At 67.6% G+C, this 18,141-nt stretch carries 19 protein-coding genes; 7 read left to right on the top strand and 12 right to left on the bottom strand.

Going from position 1 to position 18,141, the window contains the following annotated elements; all coding sequences use genetic code 11:
* The first annotated feature begins 56 nt into the window (after positions 1-56).
* The 3 genes from trpS to GOARA_RS20720 are packed head-to-tail and all read left to right on the top strand — an operon-like array spanning position 57 to position 2,321.
* Positions 57-1,097, top strand: coding sequence for a tryptophan--tRNA ligase (gene trpS, locus GOARA_RS02915; protein WP_007320793.1), 1,041 nt, complete (start codon positions 57-59; stop codon positions 1,095-1,097).
* Positions 1,098-1,114: 17 nt separating this feature from the next.
* Positions 1,115-2,158, top strand: coding sequence for a YhjD/YihY/BrkB family envelope integrity protein (locus GOARA_RS02910; RefSeq protein ID WP_007320792.1), 1,044 nt, complete (start codon positions 1,115-1,117; stop codon positions 2,156-2,158).
* Positions 2,159-2,192: 34 nt separating this feature from the next.
* Positions 2,193-2,321, top strand: coding sequence for a hypothetical protein (locus tag GOARA_RS20720; RefSeq protein WP_007320791.1), 129 nt, complete (start codon positions 2,193-2,195; stop codon positions 2,319-2,321).
* Here the strand turns inward: GOARA_RS20720 and GOARA_RS02905 are convergent.
* From GOARA_RS02905 to sdhC, 6 genes are all read right to left on the bottom strand, one after another.
* Positions 2,318-3,559: a D-alanyl-D-alanine carboxypeptidase family protein gene (locus GOARA_RS02905; protein WP_007320790.1), complete on the bottom strand. Its 1,242-nt coding sequence runs from the start codon at positions 3,557-3,559 to the stop codon at positions 2,318-2,320. The two genes, GOARA_RS20720 and GOARA_RS02905, sit on opposite strands and share 4 nt — an antisense overlap.
* Positions 3,560-3,686: 127 nt before the next feature.
* Positions 3,687-4,109, bottom strand: a complete 423-nt coding sequence (locus GOARA_RS18800; protein WP_007320789.1) for a hypothetical protein — start codon at positions 4,107-4,109, stop codon at positions 3,687-3,689.
* Positions 4,110-4,218: 109 nt separating this feature from the next.
* Positions 4,219-5,004 carry a succinate dehydrogenase iron-sulfur subunit gene (locus tag GOARA_RS02895; RefSeq protein WP_007320788.1) on the bottom strand — a complete coding sequence of 262 codons (786 nt, stop codon included), beginning with the start codon at positions 5,002-5,004 and terminating at the stop codon, positions 4,219-4,221.
* On the bottom strand, positions 5,004-6,758 hold the full coding sequence (sdhA, locus tag GOARA_RS02890) for a succinate dehydrogenase flavoprotein subunit (RefSeq protein WP_007320787.1): 1,755 nt from the start codon (positions 6,756-6,758) through the stop codon (positions 5,004-5,006). Before sdhA ends, GOARA_RS02895 begins: the two co-directional genes overlap by 1 nt.
* Positions 6,759-6,809: 51 nt before the next feature.
* Positions 6,810-7,250, bottom strand: coding sequence for a succinate dehydrogenase hydrophobic membrane anchor subunit (locus GOARA_RS02885; protein ID WP_007320786.1), 441 nt, complete (start codon positions 7,248-7,250; stop codon positions 6,810-6,812).
* 12 nt (positions 7,251-7,262) lie between these two features.
* The gene (gene sdhC / locus GOARA_RS02880; protein WP_007320785.1) at positions 7,263-7,667 is read right to left on the bottom strand and encodes a succinate dehydrogenase, cytochrome b556 subunit; all 405 of its coding nucleotides are present in this window, start codon (positions 7,665-7,667) and stop codon (positions 7,263-7,265) included.
* Between the two features lie 259 nt (positions 7,668-7,926).
* Between sdhC and GOARA_RS02875 the strand changes: the two genes are divergently transcribed.
* Positions 7,927-9,075, top strand: a complete 1,149-nt coding sequence (locus GOARA_RS02875; RefSeq protein WP_083834757.1) for an adenosine deaminase — start codon at positions 7,927-7,929, stop codon at positions 9,073-9,075.
* Between the two features lie 281 nt (positions 9,076-9,356).
* Here the strand turns inward: GOARA_RS02875 and GOARA_RS02870 are convergent, their stop codons facing one another.
* Complete coding sequence (locus GOARA_RS02870; protein WP_007320783.1) at positions 9,357-10,664, bottom strand: SatS C-terminal domain-containing protein; 1,308 nt, start codon at positions 10,662-10,664, stop codon at positions 9,357-9,359.
* A 105-nt stretch (positions 10,665-10,769) separates the two neighbouring features.
* Here GOARA_RS02870 and GOARA_RS02865 point away from each other — a divergent pair, with 105 nt between their 5' ends.
* Positions 10,770-11,945 (top strand): AI-2E family transporter, encoded by a 1,176-nt coding sequence (locus tag GOARA_RS02865; protein ID WP_007320782.1) that lies wholly within the window; start codon positions 10,770-10,772, stop codon positions 11,943-11,945.
* A 675-nt stretch (positions 11,946-12,620) separates the two neighbouring features.
* The gene (locus tag GOARA_RS19635; protein WP_007320781.1) at positions 12,621-12,806 is read left to right on the top strand and encodes a hypothetical protein; all 186 of its coding nucleotides are present in this window, start codon (positions 12,621-12,623) and stop codon (positions 12,804-12,806) included.
* Between the two features lie 22 nt (positions 12,807-12,828).
* On the opposite strand, the gene GOARA_RS02855 is transcribed toward GOARA_RS19635, so the two are convergent.
* The 5 genes from GOARA_RS02855 to GOARA_RS02835 are packed head-to-tail and all read right to left on the bottom strand — an operon-like array spanning position 12,829 to position 17,166.
* A complete protein-coding gene (locus tag GOARA_RS02855) occupies positions 12,829-13,770 on the bottom strand; it encodes a C40 family peptidase (protein ID WP_007320780.1) in 942 nt (313 codons plus the stop codon).
* Between the two features lie 2 nt (positions 13,771-13,772).
* Positions 13,773-14,072, bottom strand: a complete 300-nt coding sequence (locus tag GOARA_RS02850) for a type VII secretion target (protein WP_007320779.1) — start codon at positions 14,070-14,072, stop codon at positions 13,773-13,775.
* A 36-nt stretch (positions 14,073-14,108) separates the two neighbouring features.
* Positions 14,109-14,762, bottom strand: a complete 654-nt coding sequence (locus tag GOARA_RS02845; RefSeq protein WP_007320778.1) for a hypothetical protein — start codon at positions 14,760-14,762, stop codon at positions 14,109-14,111.
* 9 nt (positions 14,763-14,771) lie between these two features.
* Positions 14,772-16,283, bottom strand: coding sequence for a phosphohexomutase domain-containing protein (locus GOARA_RS02840; RefSeq protein ID WP_007320777.1), 1,512 nt, complete (start codon positions 16,281-16,283; stop codon positions 14,772-14,774).
* Entirely contained in the window at positions 16,273-17,166 is an 894-nt protein-coding gene (locus tag GOARA_RS02835) for a purine-nucleoside phosphorylase (RefSeq protein ID WP_007320776.1), read from the bottom strand. The genes GOARA_RS02840 and GOARA_RS02835 overlap by 11 nt, the downstream gene beginning before the upstream one ends.
* Positions 17,167-17,242: 76 nt before the next feature.
* Between GOARA_RS02835 and GOARA_RS02830 the strand changes: the two genes are divergently transcribed.
* Complete coding sequence (locus tag GOARA_RS02830) at positions 17,243-17,815, top strand: hypothetical protein (RefSeq protein WP_007320775.1); 573 nt, start codon at positions 17,243-17,245, stop codon at positions 17,813-17,815.
* Positions 17,816-18,141 lie beyond the last annotated feature (326 nt).

The following is an 18,141-nucleotide window of genomic DNA, read 5'->3' as shown; positions in this document are numbered from 1 at the left end:
GACACGACGCTCGCCCGGAACCGTGCCGTCCGCGCACGTCTGAAAGACTGGAAACCATGAGTGACGACGAGCGCGCGACCGCCGCCCGCCGCGTGCGGGTGCTGTCGGGGATCCAGCCGACCAGCGATTCCTTCCACCTGGGCAACTACCTGGGCGCGGTCAAGCAGTGGGTGCAGTTGCAGGACGAGTTCGACGACGCGTTCTACTTCATTCCCGACATGCACGCCATCACCGTGGCGACCGACCCGGACAAGCTGCGTGAGCGCACACGGATCAGCGTCGCGCAGCTGTTGGCGCTGGGCGTAGACCCCGCGCGGTCGACGATCTACGTCCAGTCGCACATCCCCGAGATCGCCCAGCTGACCTGGGTGCTGTCGTGCATCACCGGTTTCGGCGAGGCCAACCGGATGACGCAGTTCAAGGACAAGTCGGCGAAGCAGGGCACCGAGGCGGCCGGAGTGGGGTTGTTCACCTACCCGATCCTCATGGCCGCCGATATCCTCGCCTTCCAGGTCGACGAAGTGCCGGTGGGGGAGGACCAGCGTCAGCATCTCGAGCTGACCCGTGATCTCGCGCAGCGTTTCAACTCGCGTTTCGGCGAGACGTTCACCGTGCCCAAGCCCTACATCGTCAAAGAGTTCGCCAAGATCTACGATCTGCAGAACCCGACCGCCAAGATGAGCAAATCGGCCGACTCCGACTCGGGGCTGATCAACCTCCTCGACGAGCCGAAGCGCTCGGCGAAGAAGATCCGTTCGGCGGTCACCGATAGCGACTCGGTCGTCGCGTTCGATCAGGAGAACAAGCCGGGCGTCTCCAACCTGCTCACCATCCAGTCCGCGCTCACCGGGCGCGCCATCGACGACCTCGTCGCCTCGTACGAGGGCAAGCAGTACGGGCATCTCAAGGTGGACACCGCCGACGTACTCGCCGACTTCGTGACCCCACTGCGCGGCAAGGTCGACGAGTTGCTGGCCGACCCGGCGCATCTCGACGGCATTCTCGCTGCTGGCGCCGAGAAGGCCCGCGCGGTGGCCGCGCCGACGCTCGCCGACGTGTACGACAAGGTCGGGTTCCTCGCGCCGTCCGCGCGGTAGGAGTACGTTCGCACACCATGCCGTCCTTGCCGCCGCCCATCGCCGTCGTCGTCGACCCGGTGGTCGCGCTGTTCACCGCGATCGTCGCTCGGGTGTCCGCGCTGATCACGGCGTTGACGGACGGACTCAAGGAGTTGCGCAGGCGATTCCCGCGCGTCGACCGACTCGTGTCGACGATGGAACGCCACGATGAGCATTACGGCGGCGCGTTCGCGGCGGCGATGAGCTTCCGCACGGTGATGGCCCTGGTTCCGGTACTCATGGTCGCTTTCGCCGTCGCCGGCTTCATCCTGTCGCGCCGCCCCGAGCTGCTCGACGACATCCGGCAGGCCATCGTCGACGCCGTACCGGGCAACCTGGGCGAGACGCTGGCCAACGCGATGGATTCGGCCATCCGGTCCCGCTCGACCGTCGGTACGCTCGGCCTGGTTTTCGCCGCGTGGACCGGGATCAACTGGATGTCCGGCGCGCGCGAGGCGATGACCGCTATCTGGGGTGGCAAGGTCGAGCGCAACCCGGTGCTGTCCAAGGTCTACGACCTGGGTCAGTTCGCCCTGTTGGGGCTGTGGTTCGTCGTCGCTCTGGTGTTGAGCGCCGCCGGGTCGTCGGCGCTCGCGGACACCGTTCTGGTGTGGCTCAACCTCGACTGGTCGCCCGTGGCGGTGAGCCTGTTCAAGGTCGTGGCGCCCATCGTGTCGGTCCTCATCACCTGGCCGCTGCTCACGGTCGTGCTGGCAAAGGTTCCGCTGGTCAACCTTCCGCTGCGGAATGCGTGGAAGGCCGGGTTGCTGGCCGCCGTCGCTTTCGAAGCGCTCAAGGCGGCGGCCGGCATGATCATCGCCGCGACGAGTCGCGGGCCGGCCGGTGCCGCGTTCGGCTCGATCATCACCGTGATGATGTTCATCAACGTCGTGGCTCGCATCATGTTCTACGCGACCGCCTGGTGTGCGACCGATCCCATCAACGCCGAGTACCTGCTCGATGACCAAGACGCGATAGACGCCGACCCGGACGACGGGGAGAGCGCCGATGACGAAAAGGCATCCGACCTCCGCGTCTGAATATCGCGGCCCGAGACGAATCCACCGTCCTTACATGGTGGGCACGGTCGGCGGGAAACTGGGCACGGTCGGCGGGAATGTGGGCACGGTCGGCGGGAATGTGGGCACGGTCGGCGGGAAACTGGGCACGGTCGGCGGGAAACTGGGCACGGTCGGCGGTTAGCGGCGCGAGAGCGTTCTGATCCCGAGGTAGCCCAGGCCGCCGACGACGATGGCGGCGATCGCGGCCATGAGCAGACTGTTGTCGAAGATGCCCGTCGACGTCCACGATGGCGACTCACCGGGCGCGGCGACGGGGGTGCGCGGCGTTGTCGTCGTCGGTGTCGGCGTCGACGATTCCGGCGACTGCTTGGCGTTCAGCGTCCCGATGGCGGCGCCATCGGGGGCGCGACCACCCCACTCGAAGAGGTCTTTCGCCTGCGTCCAGTACGACGACGTCTCCGTGGACAGCCCGTAGAGCTGAACGATCAGGACGTCTCTCGACCCCACCCGCGCGGCCCCGACGTAGGTCTTGAGCGCGTCGTCGGTGTAGCCGGTCTTGCCGCCGAGCATGCCGGGATAACCCTCGACCAGCAGGTTGTTGGTGGTGAACATGTCGTAGGCCGGATGGTCGGGATCGCCGGGGATCTCCGGCCGCGGCGGGTAGCCGGGGAACCGGTATTGCCGCTTGCCGATCATGTCGCGGAAGGTGTCGTTGCGCATTGCCGCGCGGAAGATGACCGCGAGGTCGTAGGCCGACGTCGACATCCCGGGGGCGTCGAGGCCGGACGGCGACGCGGCGCGCGTGTCCAGGGCGCCGAGGTCTTTGGCCCGGGCGTTCATCTTCGCCAGGGTGGTGTCGACGCCGCCGAGTTGCCTGGCGATCACCATCGCGCAGTCGTTGCCCGACGCCATGAGCAGTCCGGTGAGCATGTCCCGGTTGGTGTAGCGGCCGCGCGGGCCGGTCCCGCAGGAGTCGCCCTCGGTCTCGTACTCCGACTTCTGCACGGTGACCGGTGTGCTCAGGTCCAGCTCGTCCAGCGCGACCAGGGCCAGCAGCACCTTGATCGTCGAGGCCGGACGGTAACGGCCGTGCGGGTCCTTCGCGGCGAGAATGTCTCCGCTGCCCATGTCGGCGACCAGCCATGACGCCGAGGTCAGCTTGCCCGGTGCCGATCCCATTCCGTCGGCGACCACGACGCCGCACGCCGAAAGCCTCGGTCCGCCGACCGGCGGGATCTGCACCGGCAGGGGTTTGGGTTTGGTCTCGCCGGGTTTGGGCACTTCGGAGGTGTCGACAGCCGGTGGCGTCGATGACTGGTGCGGGCAGTGATCGGTGCCCGGGGTCGTCGGCGCAGCACCGGCGGCATGGCCGGGTCCGTGATGCGGATCGGCCACCGCGGCGGCGCCGCCCAGCACCATGCTTCCCGACATCAGCGCCCCGGCGGCGACCAGCGCGGATGCGCGCGCCCAGCTATTGCGATGTCGTCGATCCACGTCCCCCGAGAAGGTCACGCCCCACCCTAACAAGGGTGCCGGAGACCCGAGGCTACGGCGCGCAGGTCACTCGTCCGCGCGTGGCGACGGTCGTTCGGGTGTCGCGCACCTCGTCGTCGACCGTGATCACGCACCGGGCGAACGCCCCGCCGGTGGTGAAGCTCGCGGTGAGGCGCACCGGCTGCTGCGAGGTGTAGACCAGCGTCGACGACCACAACTGCTGAGCGGTGCTGAACGAGGACAGTACCGTCCGGGCTTGCTCGCGCTGTCGGCCCAGCGAGTCGAACCACGCGGCCGGGCCGTTGTCGCGGCGATCGGCGACGAAGGTGATCGCGACGCGCGATCCGGCGGCGACGGTGGACGACGGGGACGGTGCGGCGACCACGCTCGGGGCGGTGGTGCCGATGACGGACAGGACGATCAGCGGCAGGAGACGGCGGGCGGACGGGCGAAGGGGGTGTAGGTGAGCAGTCATGCCTACTTAGACGCACCGGAGGCCGGAACGGCTCCCTCGTCCGGCATGCACAAACCCCGTCGAGAAGGAGAATCGACGGGGTTTGTGAGGACTGATCGGGTCCGGGCGGTCAGCGCGAGAACATCAGCGCGCGCTTGACCTCCTGGATGGCCTGGGTGACCTGAATGCCGCGCGGGCACGCGTCGGTGCAGTTGAAGGTGGTGCGGCAGCGCCACACGCCGTCGACCTCGTTGAGGATGTCGAGACGCTCCACCGCGCCCTCGTCACGGCTGTCGAAGATAAAGCGGTGCGCGTTCACGATCGCGGCGGGGCCGTAGTAGGAGCCCTCGTTCCAGAACACCGGGCAGCTCGTCGTGCAACACGCGCACAGGATGCACTTGGTGGTGTCGTCGAAGCGGGCGCGGTCGGTCTGGCTCTGGATGCGCTCCTTGGTCGGCTCGTTGCCGCTGGTGATGAGGAACGGCTTCACGGCGCGGTAGGCGTCGAAGAAGGGCTCCATGTCGACGACGAGGTCCTTCTCCACCGGAAGACCCTTGATGGGCTCGACGGTGATGGTCAGCTCCTTGCCCGCGTCCTTGGGGAGCAGGTCCTTCATCAGGAGCTTGCAGGCCAGGCGGTTGACGCCGTTGATGCGCATGGCGTCGGACCCGCACACGCCGTGCGCGCAGCTGCGCCGGAACGTCAGGGTGCCGTCGAGGTAGCCCTTCACGTACAGCAGCAGGTTGAGCAGACGGTCGGTCGGCAGGGCCGGGACGCGGAACGTCTCGAAGCCGGCGGCGTCGGGATCCTCCGGGTTGAACCGGTAGATCTTCAGGTTCACCATCCGCGCCTCGGCCGGGACCGGGGGCAGCGGCGGATCGCCGGCGACTGCGTGATCTTCGACGGTTGCGGTCATCAGTACTTACGCTCCATCGGCTCGTAGCGGGTCTGGACCACCGGCTTGTAGTCCAGCTCGATGTCGGCAAGCAGGCCCTGGCCCTTCTTGTACGCCATCGTGTGCTTCATGTAGTTCGCGTCGTCGCGGTTCGGGTAATCCTCGCGAGCGTGGCCGCCGCGCGATTCCTTGCGGTTGAGCGCGCCGATGACGGTGACCTCGGCCATCTCCAGCAGGAAGCCCAGCTCGATCGCCTCGAGCAGGTCGCTGTTGAAGCGCTTGCCCTTGTCGTGGACGCGCACGTGGTTGTAGCGCTCCTTGAGCGCCTGGACGTCGGCGAGGGCGCGCGTCAGGGTCTCCTCAGTGCGGAACACCGACGCGTTGTTGTCCATCGTCTGCTGGAGGTCCGTGCGGATATCGGCGACGCGCTCGTTGCCGTGCTCGGAGAGGACGACGTCGAGCCATTCGTCGACCATCTCGGTCGGATTCTCCGGCATCTCGACGAACTCGTGGGTGTTGGCGTACTCGGCCGCGGCGATGCCGGCCCGGCGCCCGAACACGTTGATGTCGAGCAGCGAGTTGGTGCCCAGCCGGTTCGCGCCGTGGACCGACACGCAGGCGCATTCGCCCGCCGCGTAGAGGCCGTGGACGATCTCGTCGTTGTTGGCGAGGACCTGTCCCTCGACGGTGGTCGGGATGCCGCCCATCACGTAGTGACAGGTCGGGTACACCGGCACGTACTCGGTAACCGGGTCGACGCCGAGGTAGGTGCGGGCGAACTCGGTGATGTCGGGGAGCTTCTCGTTGAGGACGTCCTCGCCGAGGTGGGTGACGTCGATGTAGACGTAGTCCTTGTTCGGCCCGGCGCCGCGGCCCTCGAGCACTTCGAGCACCATCGAACGGGCGACGATGTCACGGGGGGCGAGGTCCTTGATCGTCGGCGCGTAGCGCTCCATGAAGCGCTCGCCGTCGACGTTGCGCAGGATGCCGCCCTCGCCGCGGACGGCCTCGGAGATCAGGATGCCCAGGCCGGCCAGGCCGGTCGGGTGGAACTGGTGGAACTCCATGTCCTCCAGGGGCAGTCCCTTGCGGAAGATGATGCCCATGCCGTCGCCGGTGAGCGTGTGGGCGTTGGAGGTCGTCTTGTACATGCGCCCCGAACCGCCCGTCGCGAAGACGATCGACTTGGCGTGGAACACGTGGATCTCGCCGGTGGCGAGTTCGTAGGCGATGACGCCGGTCGCGACCTTCTCGCCGTCGGCGTTCTCGGTGAGGGCGATGTCGAGGGCGTAGAACTCGTTGAAGAACTCGACGTCGTGCTTGACGCAGTTTTGGTAGAGGGTCTGCAGAATCATGTGGCCGGTGCGGTCGGCGGCGTAACAGGCGCGGCGCACCGGGCTCTTGCCGTGGTCGCGAGTGTGCCCGCCGAAGCGGCGCTGGTCGATCTTGCCTTCCGGCGTGCGGTTGAACGGCAGGCCCATCTTCTCCAGGTCGATCACCGCGTCGATGGCTTCCTTGGCCATGATCTCCACGGCGTCCTGGTCGGCCAGGTAGTCACCGCCCTTGACGGTGTCGAAGGTGTGCCACTCCCAGTTGTCCTCTTCGACGTTCGCCAGCGCGGCGCACATGCCGCCCTGCGCCGCACCGGTGTGGCTGCGGGTCGGGTAGAGCTTGGTGAGGACCGCGGTGCGGGCGCGCGGCGCGGACTCGATGGCCGCCCGCATCCCGGCGCCGCCAGCGCCGACGATGACCACGTCGTAACGGTGTTCCTGCATGAGTGGTGGGTCTCCTTGTGACGAGGTGCCGCGAACGGGCGGTCGGCGTGACTAGCCGCCGGTGTTGAACGTGAGCAGCGCGTAGCTGCCGAGGACGAGGACGAGGATCATCGACACGCCCAGCAGCAGGTTCAGCCAGAAGCGGGTCGAATCCTTGCGGGTGTAGTCGGCGATCACGGTGCGCACGCCGTTGCCTCCGTGCAGCTGGGCGAGCCACAGCATCGACAGATCCCAGATCTGCCAGAACGGGCTGGCCCACCGCTCCTTGACGAACTCGGAGCTGATGCGGTGAACGCCCTCGTCCCAGGTCAGCATGATCGCCATGTGGCCGATCACCAGGAAGACGAGCACGATTCCGGAGAAGCGCATGAACAGCCACGCGTACTTCTCGAAGTTGCCGCCCCTGGGCTTGCGCGGCGAGCGCGGGTTGTCGAGTGACGGCGGACGGTCGTGAGCGGTGAGGAGGGTCTTGGCGGGTTGCGCAGTCGTCATCGTGTCTAGTCCTTACAACGCGTGGCTCAGGATGAGTTGCAGCAGGCGGATGGCGGCCGCACCGAATACGAGGGTGAACACGCCGACGACGACCCAGAGCATCTGGCGCTGGTAGCGGGGACCCTTCGACCAGAAGTCGATCAGGATGACGCGGATGCCGTTGAAGGCGTGGAAGAGAACGCAGAAGACGAGCGCGATCTCCATCAGCCCGATGATCGGCGTCTTGTAGGTGTTGATGATCGCGTCGTACTCGTCTTCGTTGATGCGGATCACCGCGGTGTCGAGCACGTGAACGAAGAGGAAGAAGAAGATCGTGACACCCGTGATGCGGTGCAGGACCCAGGCCCACATGCCGGGATCACCGCGGTACAGCGATCGTTTGCGCACCGGAGCGGGCGCCTCAGTGGTGGTGCTCATACCGAACTTGGCCTCCGACGTTCAACAGCAAATGGACCAGATATCCATGACTCTAAACCCATGACATTGGTCCCTGAAATCGGCCTGAGGAAATCTGCTATCCAACAGATCGGAACTAAGGTTTGCCTTACCAATACGGAATCTGGTAATGGTGCGGAAATGGCACGGTCACAGGCCTTCGCGGGCTGTTAGCGCGATGTTTCACCCGTGAATGGAGTGTGCACAATATCTCACTCGCAAACTGTGTCAGGCTCAACACATGAGCTCCGATTCCGAACCCGTCACCCGTACCGCGCACGCCGAGCCCGTGTCCGCCGGCACTCTTAGAGTCGCCCCGAAGGTGGTGCTGCACGACCACCTCGACGGCGGACTGCGGCCGGCGACGATCGTCGACCTGGCCCGTGAATCCGGCTACGAGGAACTGCCGACCCAGGACCCGGCGCAACTCGGCCGGTGGTTCGTCGACAACGCCAACGCGGGGTCGCTGGTGCGGTATCTGCGCACCTTCGGGCACACGGTCGCGGTCATGCAGACCGCGGCCGCGTTGCGGCGCGTGGCCTTCGAGTGCGTCGAGGATCTCGCCGCCGACGGGGTCGTCTACGCGGAGATCCGGTTCGCTCCCGAGTTGCACCTGGAGCAGGGGCTGAGCCTCGACGAGGTGGTCGCCGCGGTCGTCGCCGGATTCGCCGACGGCCAGCGGGCGGCCGCTGCCGCGGGAACTCCCATCGTCGTCGGATGTCTCGTCACGGCGATGAGACACGCCGCCCGTTCGACGGAGATCGCCGAACTCGCCGTGCGGTTCCGGCGCGACGGGGTGGTCGGCTTCGACATCGCCGGCGCGGAGGCGGGCAATCCGCCGACCAGGCATCTCGACGCCTTCGACTATTTGCGCGCCCGGTGCATGCGCTACACGATCCACGCGGGGGAGGCGTTCGGGCTGCCGTCGATCAAAGAGGCCATCGGGTACTGCGGCGCCGATCGACTGGGGCACGGCGTGCGCGTCATCGACGACGTCGAGCTGGCGCCGGGCGCCGATCCCGCCGCGTCGTCCTTTCCCGGCGCTGAACTCGGCGACATCGCCAACTACGTGCGGGACAAGCGGATTCCGCTGGAGCTGTGCCCGTCGTCGAACGTGCAGACCGGGGCGGTGCCCGACCTGGCGTCGCACCCGTTCAACATCCTCGCCCGCCTGCGGTTCCGGGTCACCGTCAACACCGACAACCGGTTGATGGGCGACACGTCGATGAGCCGCGAATGTGCTCTGCTGGCAGACCAATTCGGTTATGGCTGGGCCGATTTCGAACGCTTCACGGTCAACGCCATGAAGTCGGCGTTCATCCCGTTCGACCAGCGGATGAGGCTGATCGACGACGTGATCAAGCCCGGCTATGCGGTCCTGATCGGCTAGCTGTGTCGGGGTCGGCCGGTGCGGGTGGCGTGCCGGTGCGGTGGTCTCGATACACCGATCTCGCACGCTCGATCGGCACTCGACCACCCCAGTAGCCCGATCGACCCAAGTAGCCGGCCGCCAAGCTCGCGCGTGGTCTCGATACACCGATCTCGCAAGCTCGATCGGCACTCGACCACCCAATAGCCTGACCGCCCAAGCTCGCGAGTGGGCACCTCAACCTTGCCGAGTGGGCACCTCACCTACGCCGAGTGGGCACCTCACCTGCGCTGAGTGGGCGCCTACGCCTTGCGCTCTAGCCGATCCTCGAATTCGTGCACCAGGGCGCGGAAGGCTTCGGACTCGTTGTCGAAGGGCGGGCTGGGCGCGAGGCGCTTGGGGTCCGGGTTCGTCGCGTAGTCGATGAACCAGCCGAGCGGAGTCGTGGAACTCAGCGCTTCGGCGACGGCGTCGTCCTCGGCGTACTCACCGGCGTCGAGAAGCAATTCGACGGCGAGGTCGAGTTGCTCGCCGTCAATGCGGCGCGGCCCGTCGGCGATGTCCTCAGCCAGGCCGGGCAGCACGTACACGTTGTCCTCGTAGACCTCGAACTCCAGCGAGCCGTCGGTGGCGGCGGCGCGCACGTCGTCGAAGGTCGACACCTTGGCCAGATCGTGGTCATCATCCTCGGCGAGGAATCGGGTGATCGACCGGATCGAACCGAAGACGAAGATCGAGCCGTCCTTGCCGAGGAACACCGGCTCGTCGTCGAGATAGCACCGGAGCGAGAGATATTCGCCGTCGTTGGTGGTGATCTGGATCGGGTCGATGCCGACGTTCACCCAGAAGTCGTCCTCCTCGATGTCGCCGTCGAGCAGTTCGGCCGCTTCGGTGTCTTCTTCGTCGTCAACGTCTTCGTCGTCGACGAGTGCCTTCGCGTCGTCGTCATCGGCGTCGCCGACCAGATCGAGATCGTCGTCTTGCGGCTCGTCCTCGTCCTCGGCCGACGCGGCGGCCGCGAGTTCGGCCTCGGCGGCCGCGACCGCGGCGTCGTCGACGTCGGGGCTGGTGACGACGTCGTCGAGGGCGTCGATCACGTCATCCCAGTGCTTGGCGATGAGCCGGCCGATCCGCACCCAGAGGTCCTGGCCGTCGCGCCCGACGAAGTTGCGGGTGCCCGCGGTGACGGCGCCGAGAATCGGATTGCCGTTGAAGAACTTGGTGATCGTCGTGAGTTCGCAGACCTCGCCGAGGATGCGGACGATCTCGAGCACATCCTCGAGGTCGGCGATGTTCTCCGGCGTGGGGTCCTCGGCCGCGAGTTCGGGTACGCCGATCAGGTCGTAGGTGTGCCGCTCGTCGGGCACGAACTCGTCGGCCTGCAACTCCAGGACCGTCGGCCACGCCGGATGGTCGACGAGATCGTGCTCCTCGTCGGTGCTGCGGATGTAGCCGACGAGGTGGGCGACGTCGTCGAACCCGTACAGGTCCTCCTCTAGCCCTAGGAAGGCCTCCCACTCCTCGTCGTCCTCGCGCCAGCGCGGGGCCCAAAGGGTATAGGCATTTCCGTCGGTGAGACCCAGCTCAATGGGGACGATGTCTCCGGCCATGGGGGAAAGCCTAACGAAGGCCCCGCGCCCGCACCGAACCTGGGGCGATAAGCCACTTTCGCTCTTGGTCGGCGCCGGGGTGATCGGCCCGCCTACGATGATGGGGTGTTGGCGGAGTTCAGCCCGACCGAGCGTCGAGCACTCGGTGTCATGACGGCGATCGCCCTGCTGTTCGGGGCGTATTTCCTGCGCCACTATCTGGTTCTGATCGGCTTCGCCGCCGTGCTCGCGTATCTCTTCTCGCCGATCTATCGGCGGTTGGCCAAACGCATGAGTTCGGGCGCCGCGTCGGCGCTGACCCTGATCAGCGCGATTGCGATCGTGGCGATTCCGCTTGGGGCGGTCATCACACTGGCCGGCGTGCAGATCGCCCAGATGGTCGACAGCGTGCGCACCTGGCTGCAGACGGCGGATCTGAATCAGCTCGGTCAGCGGTTACTGGAGTCGATCAACAGGTTCACCGAGAAGCTGCCGTTCATCAATGTCGAGCCGCTGACCATGGACAAGCTGCGCGAGATGGTGTCGAACGTCGCCGAAGCCGGCGGAAAATTCGCGCTGGGTTTCGCGCGCGACTCGGCCGGCGGCCTGGCCACCACGGTGACGATGGCGATCATCTTCATCTACGTGTTCATCGCTTTGCTGACGAACGGACCCAAGGTCGTCGACGCGTTCAAAGACCTGAATCCGCTCGGGCCGGAAGTCTCCGACCTATACCTCACCAAGATCGGCTCGATGGTGCGCGCGACCGTCGGCGGGCAGTTCGTGATCGCGTTCGTCCAGGGCTTCGCCGGTGCCGTGTCCATCTACATCGCCGGAATCCACCAGGCGTTCTTCATGTTCGTCATTTTCTTGACGGTGCTCTCGGTGATCCCCCTGGGCAGCGGAATCGTGACCATCCCGCTGGGCATCGGCATGGCGCTTACCGGGAACGTCGCCGGCGGAGTCTTCGTCGTGCTGTTCCATCTTCTGGTGATTACGAACATCGACAACGTCCTGCGACCGATGCTCGTTCCGCGCAACGCGTATCTGCACCCGGCGCTCATGCTGCTCGCGGTGTTCGCCGGGCTCGGGATGTTCGGCTTCGCCGGCATCGTGTTCGGTCCGGTGCTGATGATCCTCATCGTGACGACCGTGAACATGTACCGGGCGGTGTACAAGGGTGCCGAGTGGATCGACGACGCCGGTCCCGACGACGAGGACGACGAGAAGAAGCCGAGCTTCTGGAGCAGGCTGTTCCGTCGCGCCGACGCGAAGACGGTCGGAGACGTCGTCGACGCCTGACGGTGTTGACCCCGAGCCGCCGGTTGTTAGGGCTGCCTACATGACTGGCATGATTCGTCGGAAGTTCACTCGTTGTGCGGCGGCGACAGCCGCGACGGTGGCCCTCGTCGGGATGGCGGGCACCGGCCCGGCCTCGGCTGCACCGGGCTACCTCTCGCACCCGGTCACGGATGTGATCATCGTGCCTGGGCAGAGCATCACCGCGGGGCCCTACGCGATGATGGCCGATCGTATTCGGGCCGCCGGGTACCGGGTCCAGGTGCTCGACCTGCTGGGAGTCCGCCTGCTCGCCGATTCGGCCGCCATCGGCCGTGCCGTCGACGGTGTCGTCGCCAAGCACCGCGGCGCCAAGATCGCGCTCGTCGGGCACAGCATCGGCGGCAGCACGACCCGCTGGTATCTGAAGAACATGGGCGGGTACAAGAAGGGGCACGTCGCGCCAACATCGCGGTCGGTGCGGCCCCGTACGGCTCGGCCGGGGCTTGTGGCCGTGCCGGGTCGGAGATCTGTCCGGACAGCAAGTCCGGCTATCTGTAGAAGCTCAACGCCGGCGACGACACCCCTGGCGAAATCTTCTACGTCGGCATCCGCAGCAAGCGTGAATGGGTCGACGGCCACCTCGACGGCGGGCAGTGCCGCGCCAAGCCGCTGCGCGACTACGCGCCGTTTCCCGACGTGGGGATCGAGCACACCGCGGAAACCGTCGACCCCGAGGCCTCCCGCGCGATTCTGACCGCGCTCAAGGGCAAGTGCGACGGCAGGTTCGTCACCGAGCCCGACGGCGTGCTCACGTACGAGAAGTCGGAGTATCCCAACGGCAAGCCGATGTGGAGCCCCGACAACCGGCCTCGCCGGCGATAGCCCTTCGCAGCCGGCTGTCCGGCTAGCGCGGCCGGTAGAAGCCCTGGAACCCCTGGCCCAGGTTCGTCGTCCGGATCGGATTGATCTGGACGGGGTCGCCTGCCTCCACCATCAGCCCATCGCCGATGACCATCGCGACGTGGCCGTCCCACACCGCCAGGTCGCCGGGCTGCACCTGGGCCTGGCCGATCCGGAAACCGGCGTTGTCCTGATCTTGGGCCAGACGCGGGATGTCGAGTCCCGCCTGACGATAGGCCCATTGCGTGAAGCCGCTGCAGTCGAAGCCCTTCGTCGTCGTCCCGCCCCACAGGTAGGGGACACCGCGCTGGCTGAGTGCGGCGCGCACTGCTTTGGCGGCCCGGGCGTTGGGCGCGCGGACCGTCTTGCCGTTGGGCAGGGTGACCAGGAGCGACGCGTCGTTGCCCGCACCGGCGGTACCGGGTGCCGGAACGGGTTGCGGCGCGAGGTGTTTGGCGTTGGCGAGCAGTGCGGCGGCATCTGAGCGCAGCGCCTCCTGGGTCTTCGCGACGATGGCGGCGCCACGGGCGACGTGATCGAGGGCCACGGGGAGCAAAGCCATCAATCCCTCGACGCTGTAGAGGGCGGGTCCCATCGCGTTGGCCGCCCGCGCGAACGAGTCGAGTAGCCGCTGCAACTCGGCCGCGGCACGGCCGACCTTGGCACTCGCCGCTTCGACGATGGCGACCGACGACGAGTTGGAAGTCGCCGATCGGCGATGCCGCCGACCGGTCGACTGCGCGGTCTGCGTAGCGGCCCGCCCACCGTGCCCCGCCCACGACCCGGCCAGCGCCTGCGCCTCGCGCGCAGCGCCGGCAGCTTCTCGTGCCGACGCGTTTGCCGCCTTCTGCAACGCGGCGAGTGGGCTGCCCGGCGGTAGGACTCCGGTGCCGAGGGCGGCGATCAGCACACGCAACGGGGCGATGAGCAACTCCGCGCTCGCCATGGTCAGCTCGCCCTGGTCCGAGCCGCGGCCGCCGCGTCGGCGCCCTCGTAGGAGGCGAGACCCGCGCGGGTCAGGACGGCCGTCGACCCGTGGTGTGCGCCGAGATTGTCGAGGTGCCGGGCCGACAGATCGAGCACCTTGGCCAACGCGGCGAGGAACTCGGCCCCGATCAGCCCGAACGTGGGTACCAGTGGCGCGAGGTCACCGCGCAGCGACAGCGCGGATGCCGTGGCCCGCTGCGCGGCGTCGAGCTGGCCAGAGGCGAATCGGTGGACGGTGGACGGGTGCAGTGTGACGGTCATGTCGAATAAGACGCACCGGGAACGCGATCGGTTCCCTCACTCGCGCCAGCTTTCGAGCCATGGTTCGGTGACCGTGGTGCTCGGCGTGACGATCGTGAGCGCGTTCGGGCCCGCTTGGTAGCTGGCGCCCCGAGTGCGGAACACATACGTCGAGCCGTTGATCTCCGGCCAGCTGACGTCGTCGGATCGGTGTCCGCCCGCGTAGCCGACGTAGTACAGGCCGCCCGTCGCGCCGGCTCGGCACACGACGACATGCGACCGAGCGGTCCGCCCGATGAATACGGCCGGATCGTCGACGTTGCACCGCGCAGGGTTGCCGAGGAAGCCCTGGACGTCGGTGCCGTCGACCGCCGCGGCATCCGGAACACCGGGCGGCACAACCGTTCTGGTCGTCGTGGTCGTCGCCGTCTCGGTGGTCTCGTCGGCCGGCGTATGCGTCGCGGTCGTGGTGACCGTCGCCGGTCCTGCGCTACCGGTGTCGCGTGACTTTCCGTAGAGCATCGCGCCCAGCGCCGCCCCGACGACCAGCAGGCCACCGGTGACGAGCGCGATCGCGATGAGCGGCAGCGCATTGGTCCGAGCCGCGGCGTTCGGAGAAGGCTCGTCGCCCTGATCGCTCACGGTCTCCCGGGTCGTCGGGAACTGTGATTGCGAGTGCGGATCCCAACCCTGCGGATACTGGGACGTCATGGACTGATCCTAGGCCAGCAGTGCCACGGCGACCCGCGTTGCGAGCGCCGTGGCCTTCGACCGTGCATCGGCGACTGCGGCGGCCGACGGCACGGGGGCGACCACCTCGACGTAGGCCTTGACCTTGGGTTCGGTGCCGGACGGCCGTATCAACGCGCGGACGCGCATACTGTCGGTCTCGCCGGCGAATTCGACCGCGTCCGTTCGCAATTCGTCGGTCCGGGTCGCGTAGTCGAAGAGCGTGAGATCGACACTCGCGAGGGACGTGCGCGGCCGCGATCTCAGCCGGCCCATGATCTCGTCCGCGGTCGTGGGCGGCGGCAATCGCAGCGACCGGCCCACCGTCGCATGCACCCCGTGCCGCAACGCCAACTCGTCGAGCAGGGTTGCGATCGACGATCCGTCGCGTCGCAGCCGCGCGGCTAGTCGGGCGGCGAGGACGGCCGCGCCGATACCGTCCTTGTCGCGCACGGAGGTCGGGACGACGCAGTGCCCGATGGCCTCCTCGTACGCGTACACCAGCGGTTCGCCGGCCCGGACGAGCCACTTGAAACCGGTGAGCGTCCGCACCGACCGCGCCCCCGCGGCTTGCGCGACGTCGGCGGCGAGTGTGCCGGACACGATGCTGCTCGCGACGACGCCACCCGGCTCGGCCAGCGCGCTGCACAGCAGCCCGCCCACCTCGTCGCCGGTGAGCTGGCGCCATCCGTCACCGTCGGGAATGGCGAGTGCGCATCGATCGGCGTCGGGGTCGAGAGCGACGGCGAGGTGGGCGTCTGCGTCGGCGGCGAGGCGGAGCAGCCGGTCAGTCGCGCCGGGTTCCTCCGGATTCGGAAACTCGACCGTGGGGAAGTCGGGGTCGGGGGCGAACTGGTCGGCGACGACGCGGACGTCGTCGCAGCCCGCGTTTCGCAGCGCATCGACGGCCAGCGATCCCCCGACGCCGTGGAGCGCGGTCAACGCGATCCGGACCGGCCCGTCGACGCGTCCGAACCGCGTCGAGAGCCTCGCCAGGTAGCGCTCGCGGTTCGCCCGGGCGCGCGCGTCGGGCACGACCGGCCGCATCGGAATATCCGACGGCGCGCGAGCCATCAGCGCTTCGATCTCCGCGTCGACGGGTGCGACGATCTGCGCGCCCGGCGCATCGGTGCCGATGCCGCCGTACAGCTTGTAGCCGTTGTCGGCCGCCGGGTTGTGCGAAGCGGTGATCTGGATCCCCGCCGCGGCGTCGAGATCGCGGCAGGCGAAGGCGACCAGCGGCGTCGGGGACAGGCCAGGCAGCGCGACGACGTCGAATCCGGCTGCGGCCAGGACGCCCGTCGTCGTCGAGAAGAACTCGGCGGATCCATGTCTGCCGTCTCGGCCCACGACGACGGTCCCGTCCGGATACCCGGTCGAGCGCAACCATTCGCCGACCGCCCAGGTCGCGCGTGCGACGAGTTCGACGTTCATCCCGCCCGGGCCGGGCCGTACCGGGCCGCGCAACCCGGCGGTGCCGAAGCGGAGTTCGTCAGAGGGCACGGTCGGGGTTCGGGCCGAGCGACGTGTCCGCGATGCGATCGGGGTTCGGCCCGACCGAACTGCTCAACGCGTGGACGATGCCCAGAAGCAGGGCGCCGATCCGGCCGGCGGCTGCCTGGCCGGATTCGAGGACCTCGGTGTGGTTCAGCGGCTCGCCGGTGATGCCCGCCGCCAGGTTGGTGACCAGGGAGATGCCCAGCACCTCGAGACCGGCCGCGCGGGCGGCGATCGTCTCGTGCACCGTCGACATGCCGACGAGATCGGCGCCGAGCGTGCGGAGCATCGTGATCTCGGCGGGCGTCTCGTACTGGGGGCCGGGCAGTCCCGCGTAGACGCCTTCGTCCAAGGTGTCCGTCACGCCGTGTCCGCCGTCGAGGGCGTCGTGCACGCGTTGGGCGGTCGCGCGCAGCGCGGGGGAGTAGGCGTCGACCATGTTGACGAACTCCGCGCCGACCAGGGGCGAGCGCGCCGTCAGGTTGATGTGGTCGCGGATGAGCACCGGGCTGCCGACCCGATAGGAGTGGTTCACCGCTCCGGCTGCGTTGGTCAGAATGATCGTCGAGCAGCCGGCGGCCGCGGCGGTACGCACCGGATGGACGACGCTGGCCAGGTCGTGGCCCTCGTAGGCGTGGGTGCGCCCGGCGAGGACCAGCACGCGCTGATCGTCGACGCGGGCCGACGTGATGGTCCCGCTGTGCCCGGAGGCGCGGGGTGCGGCGAACCCGGGAACGCCCGACATGGGCAGTTCCGCGACCGGCGACCCGAACGCCTGGACGGCTTCGGACCACCCGGAGCCGAGGACGATGGCGATGTCGTGGCGCGGGACGCCGGACTCGGTTGCGATGTACGCGGCAGCGGCGGTGGCGTCAGGGCGTGCGGTCATGTGTTCACGCTAGTGGAGGCGAGCCCGGTTGGCCCGGATCCTGGCGCGCCCGCAGAATCCTTGAGACGCTTGAACCATGAGGACGCCGTACGCGGTTTTGCGCATGCTGACGAAGTATCGGGGTGAGATCCAGGACGCCATGCCAGGCACGGAGATCGTCGACGCGGCGACCGAGGTGTACGACGAGTTGATCTGGCGTACCCGCATGATCACCGATCACCTTGCCGAGGGGGCGCCGGTGACCCGCAGCAACATCGACGACATGGTTGGTGCGATGGAGGCGCTGCAGCCGATCGTAGCCACGGTGGGACAGCTGGCCGATCTGCTCGCCGAGGCCGGAGAAGCCCTCCAACCCCGTCATTCGGCGCTGATGAGCTACATCGAGAGGGTCGAGGGCGACGGGTACACGATCAGCGACGACTGGGAGACTGTCACCGACGTCCGAACGCCGCTTAGCGGCGACGATGTCGATACGGCCGCACGGGTGCAGATCGAGGCGGAGCGTATCGCACGTGGCGAACAGGCCAGCATCTACCAGCGGCGCTTGCTTCGGATGGCGACAGGCATCGGCGATGTCGATGCGGAGTATGCCGGTCGCATCCGCGATCTCATCAAGCCGTTGCCCGACATCGTGGCCCCTGGCGGCTGACGGCGTTCGGCCCACTATTTGCTGATCTCAGCGTCGGTGCGCGATCAGGTCGCCGCCTCATGTTGCGCTTGAGGAGTGAGTGATTGGTGAGGCGAAAACGTTCCGCGGAACGCGTCGGTGATCAGGGGTTTTGTTCCCAGGAGATGAACCGCCCCGGAGTGTCCGGAGACTTTCTAGTTTGAGACCTCGACGAGTGTCGGGGTCGGTTGTTGAGCGTAGTGCGCAGTCTCCATCTCTACTGGCGGGATGTCGCCGCAGTACTCGTAGAGCCTTCGGTGGTTGAACCAGTCGACCCACTCCGCGGTGGCGACCTCGACCTGGTCGAC

The sequence above is a fragment of the Gordonia araii NBRC 100433 genome (assembly GCF_000241265.1).
GTDB lineage: Bacteria > Actinomycetota > Actinomycetes > Mycobacteriales > Mycobacteriaceae > Gordonia > Gordonia araii.
The sequence above is the reverse complement of the archived record's forward strand: the minus strand, read 5'-3'. Positions and strand labels throughout refer to the sequence as shown.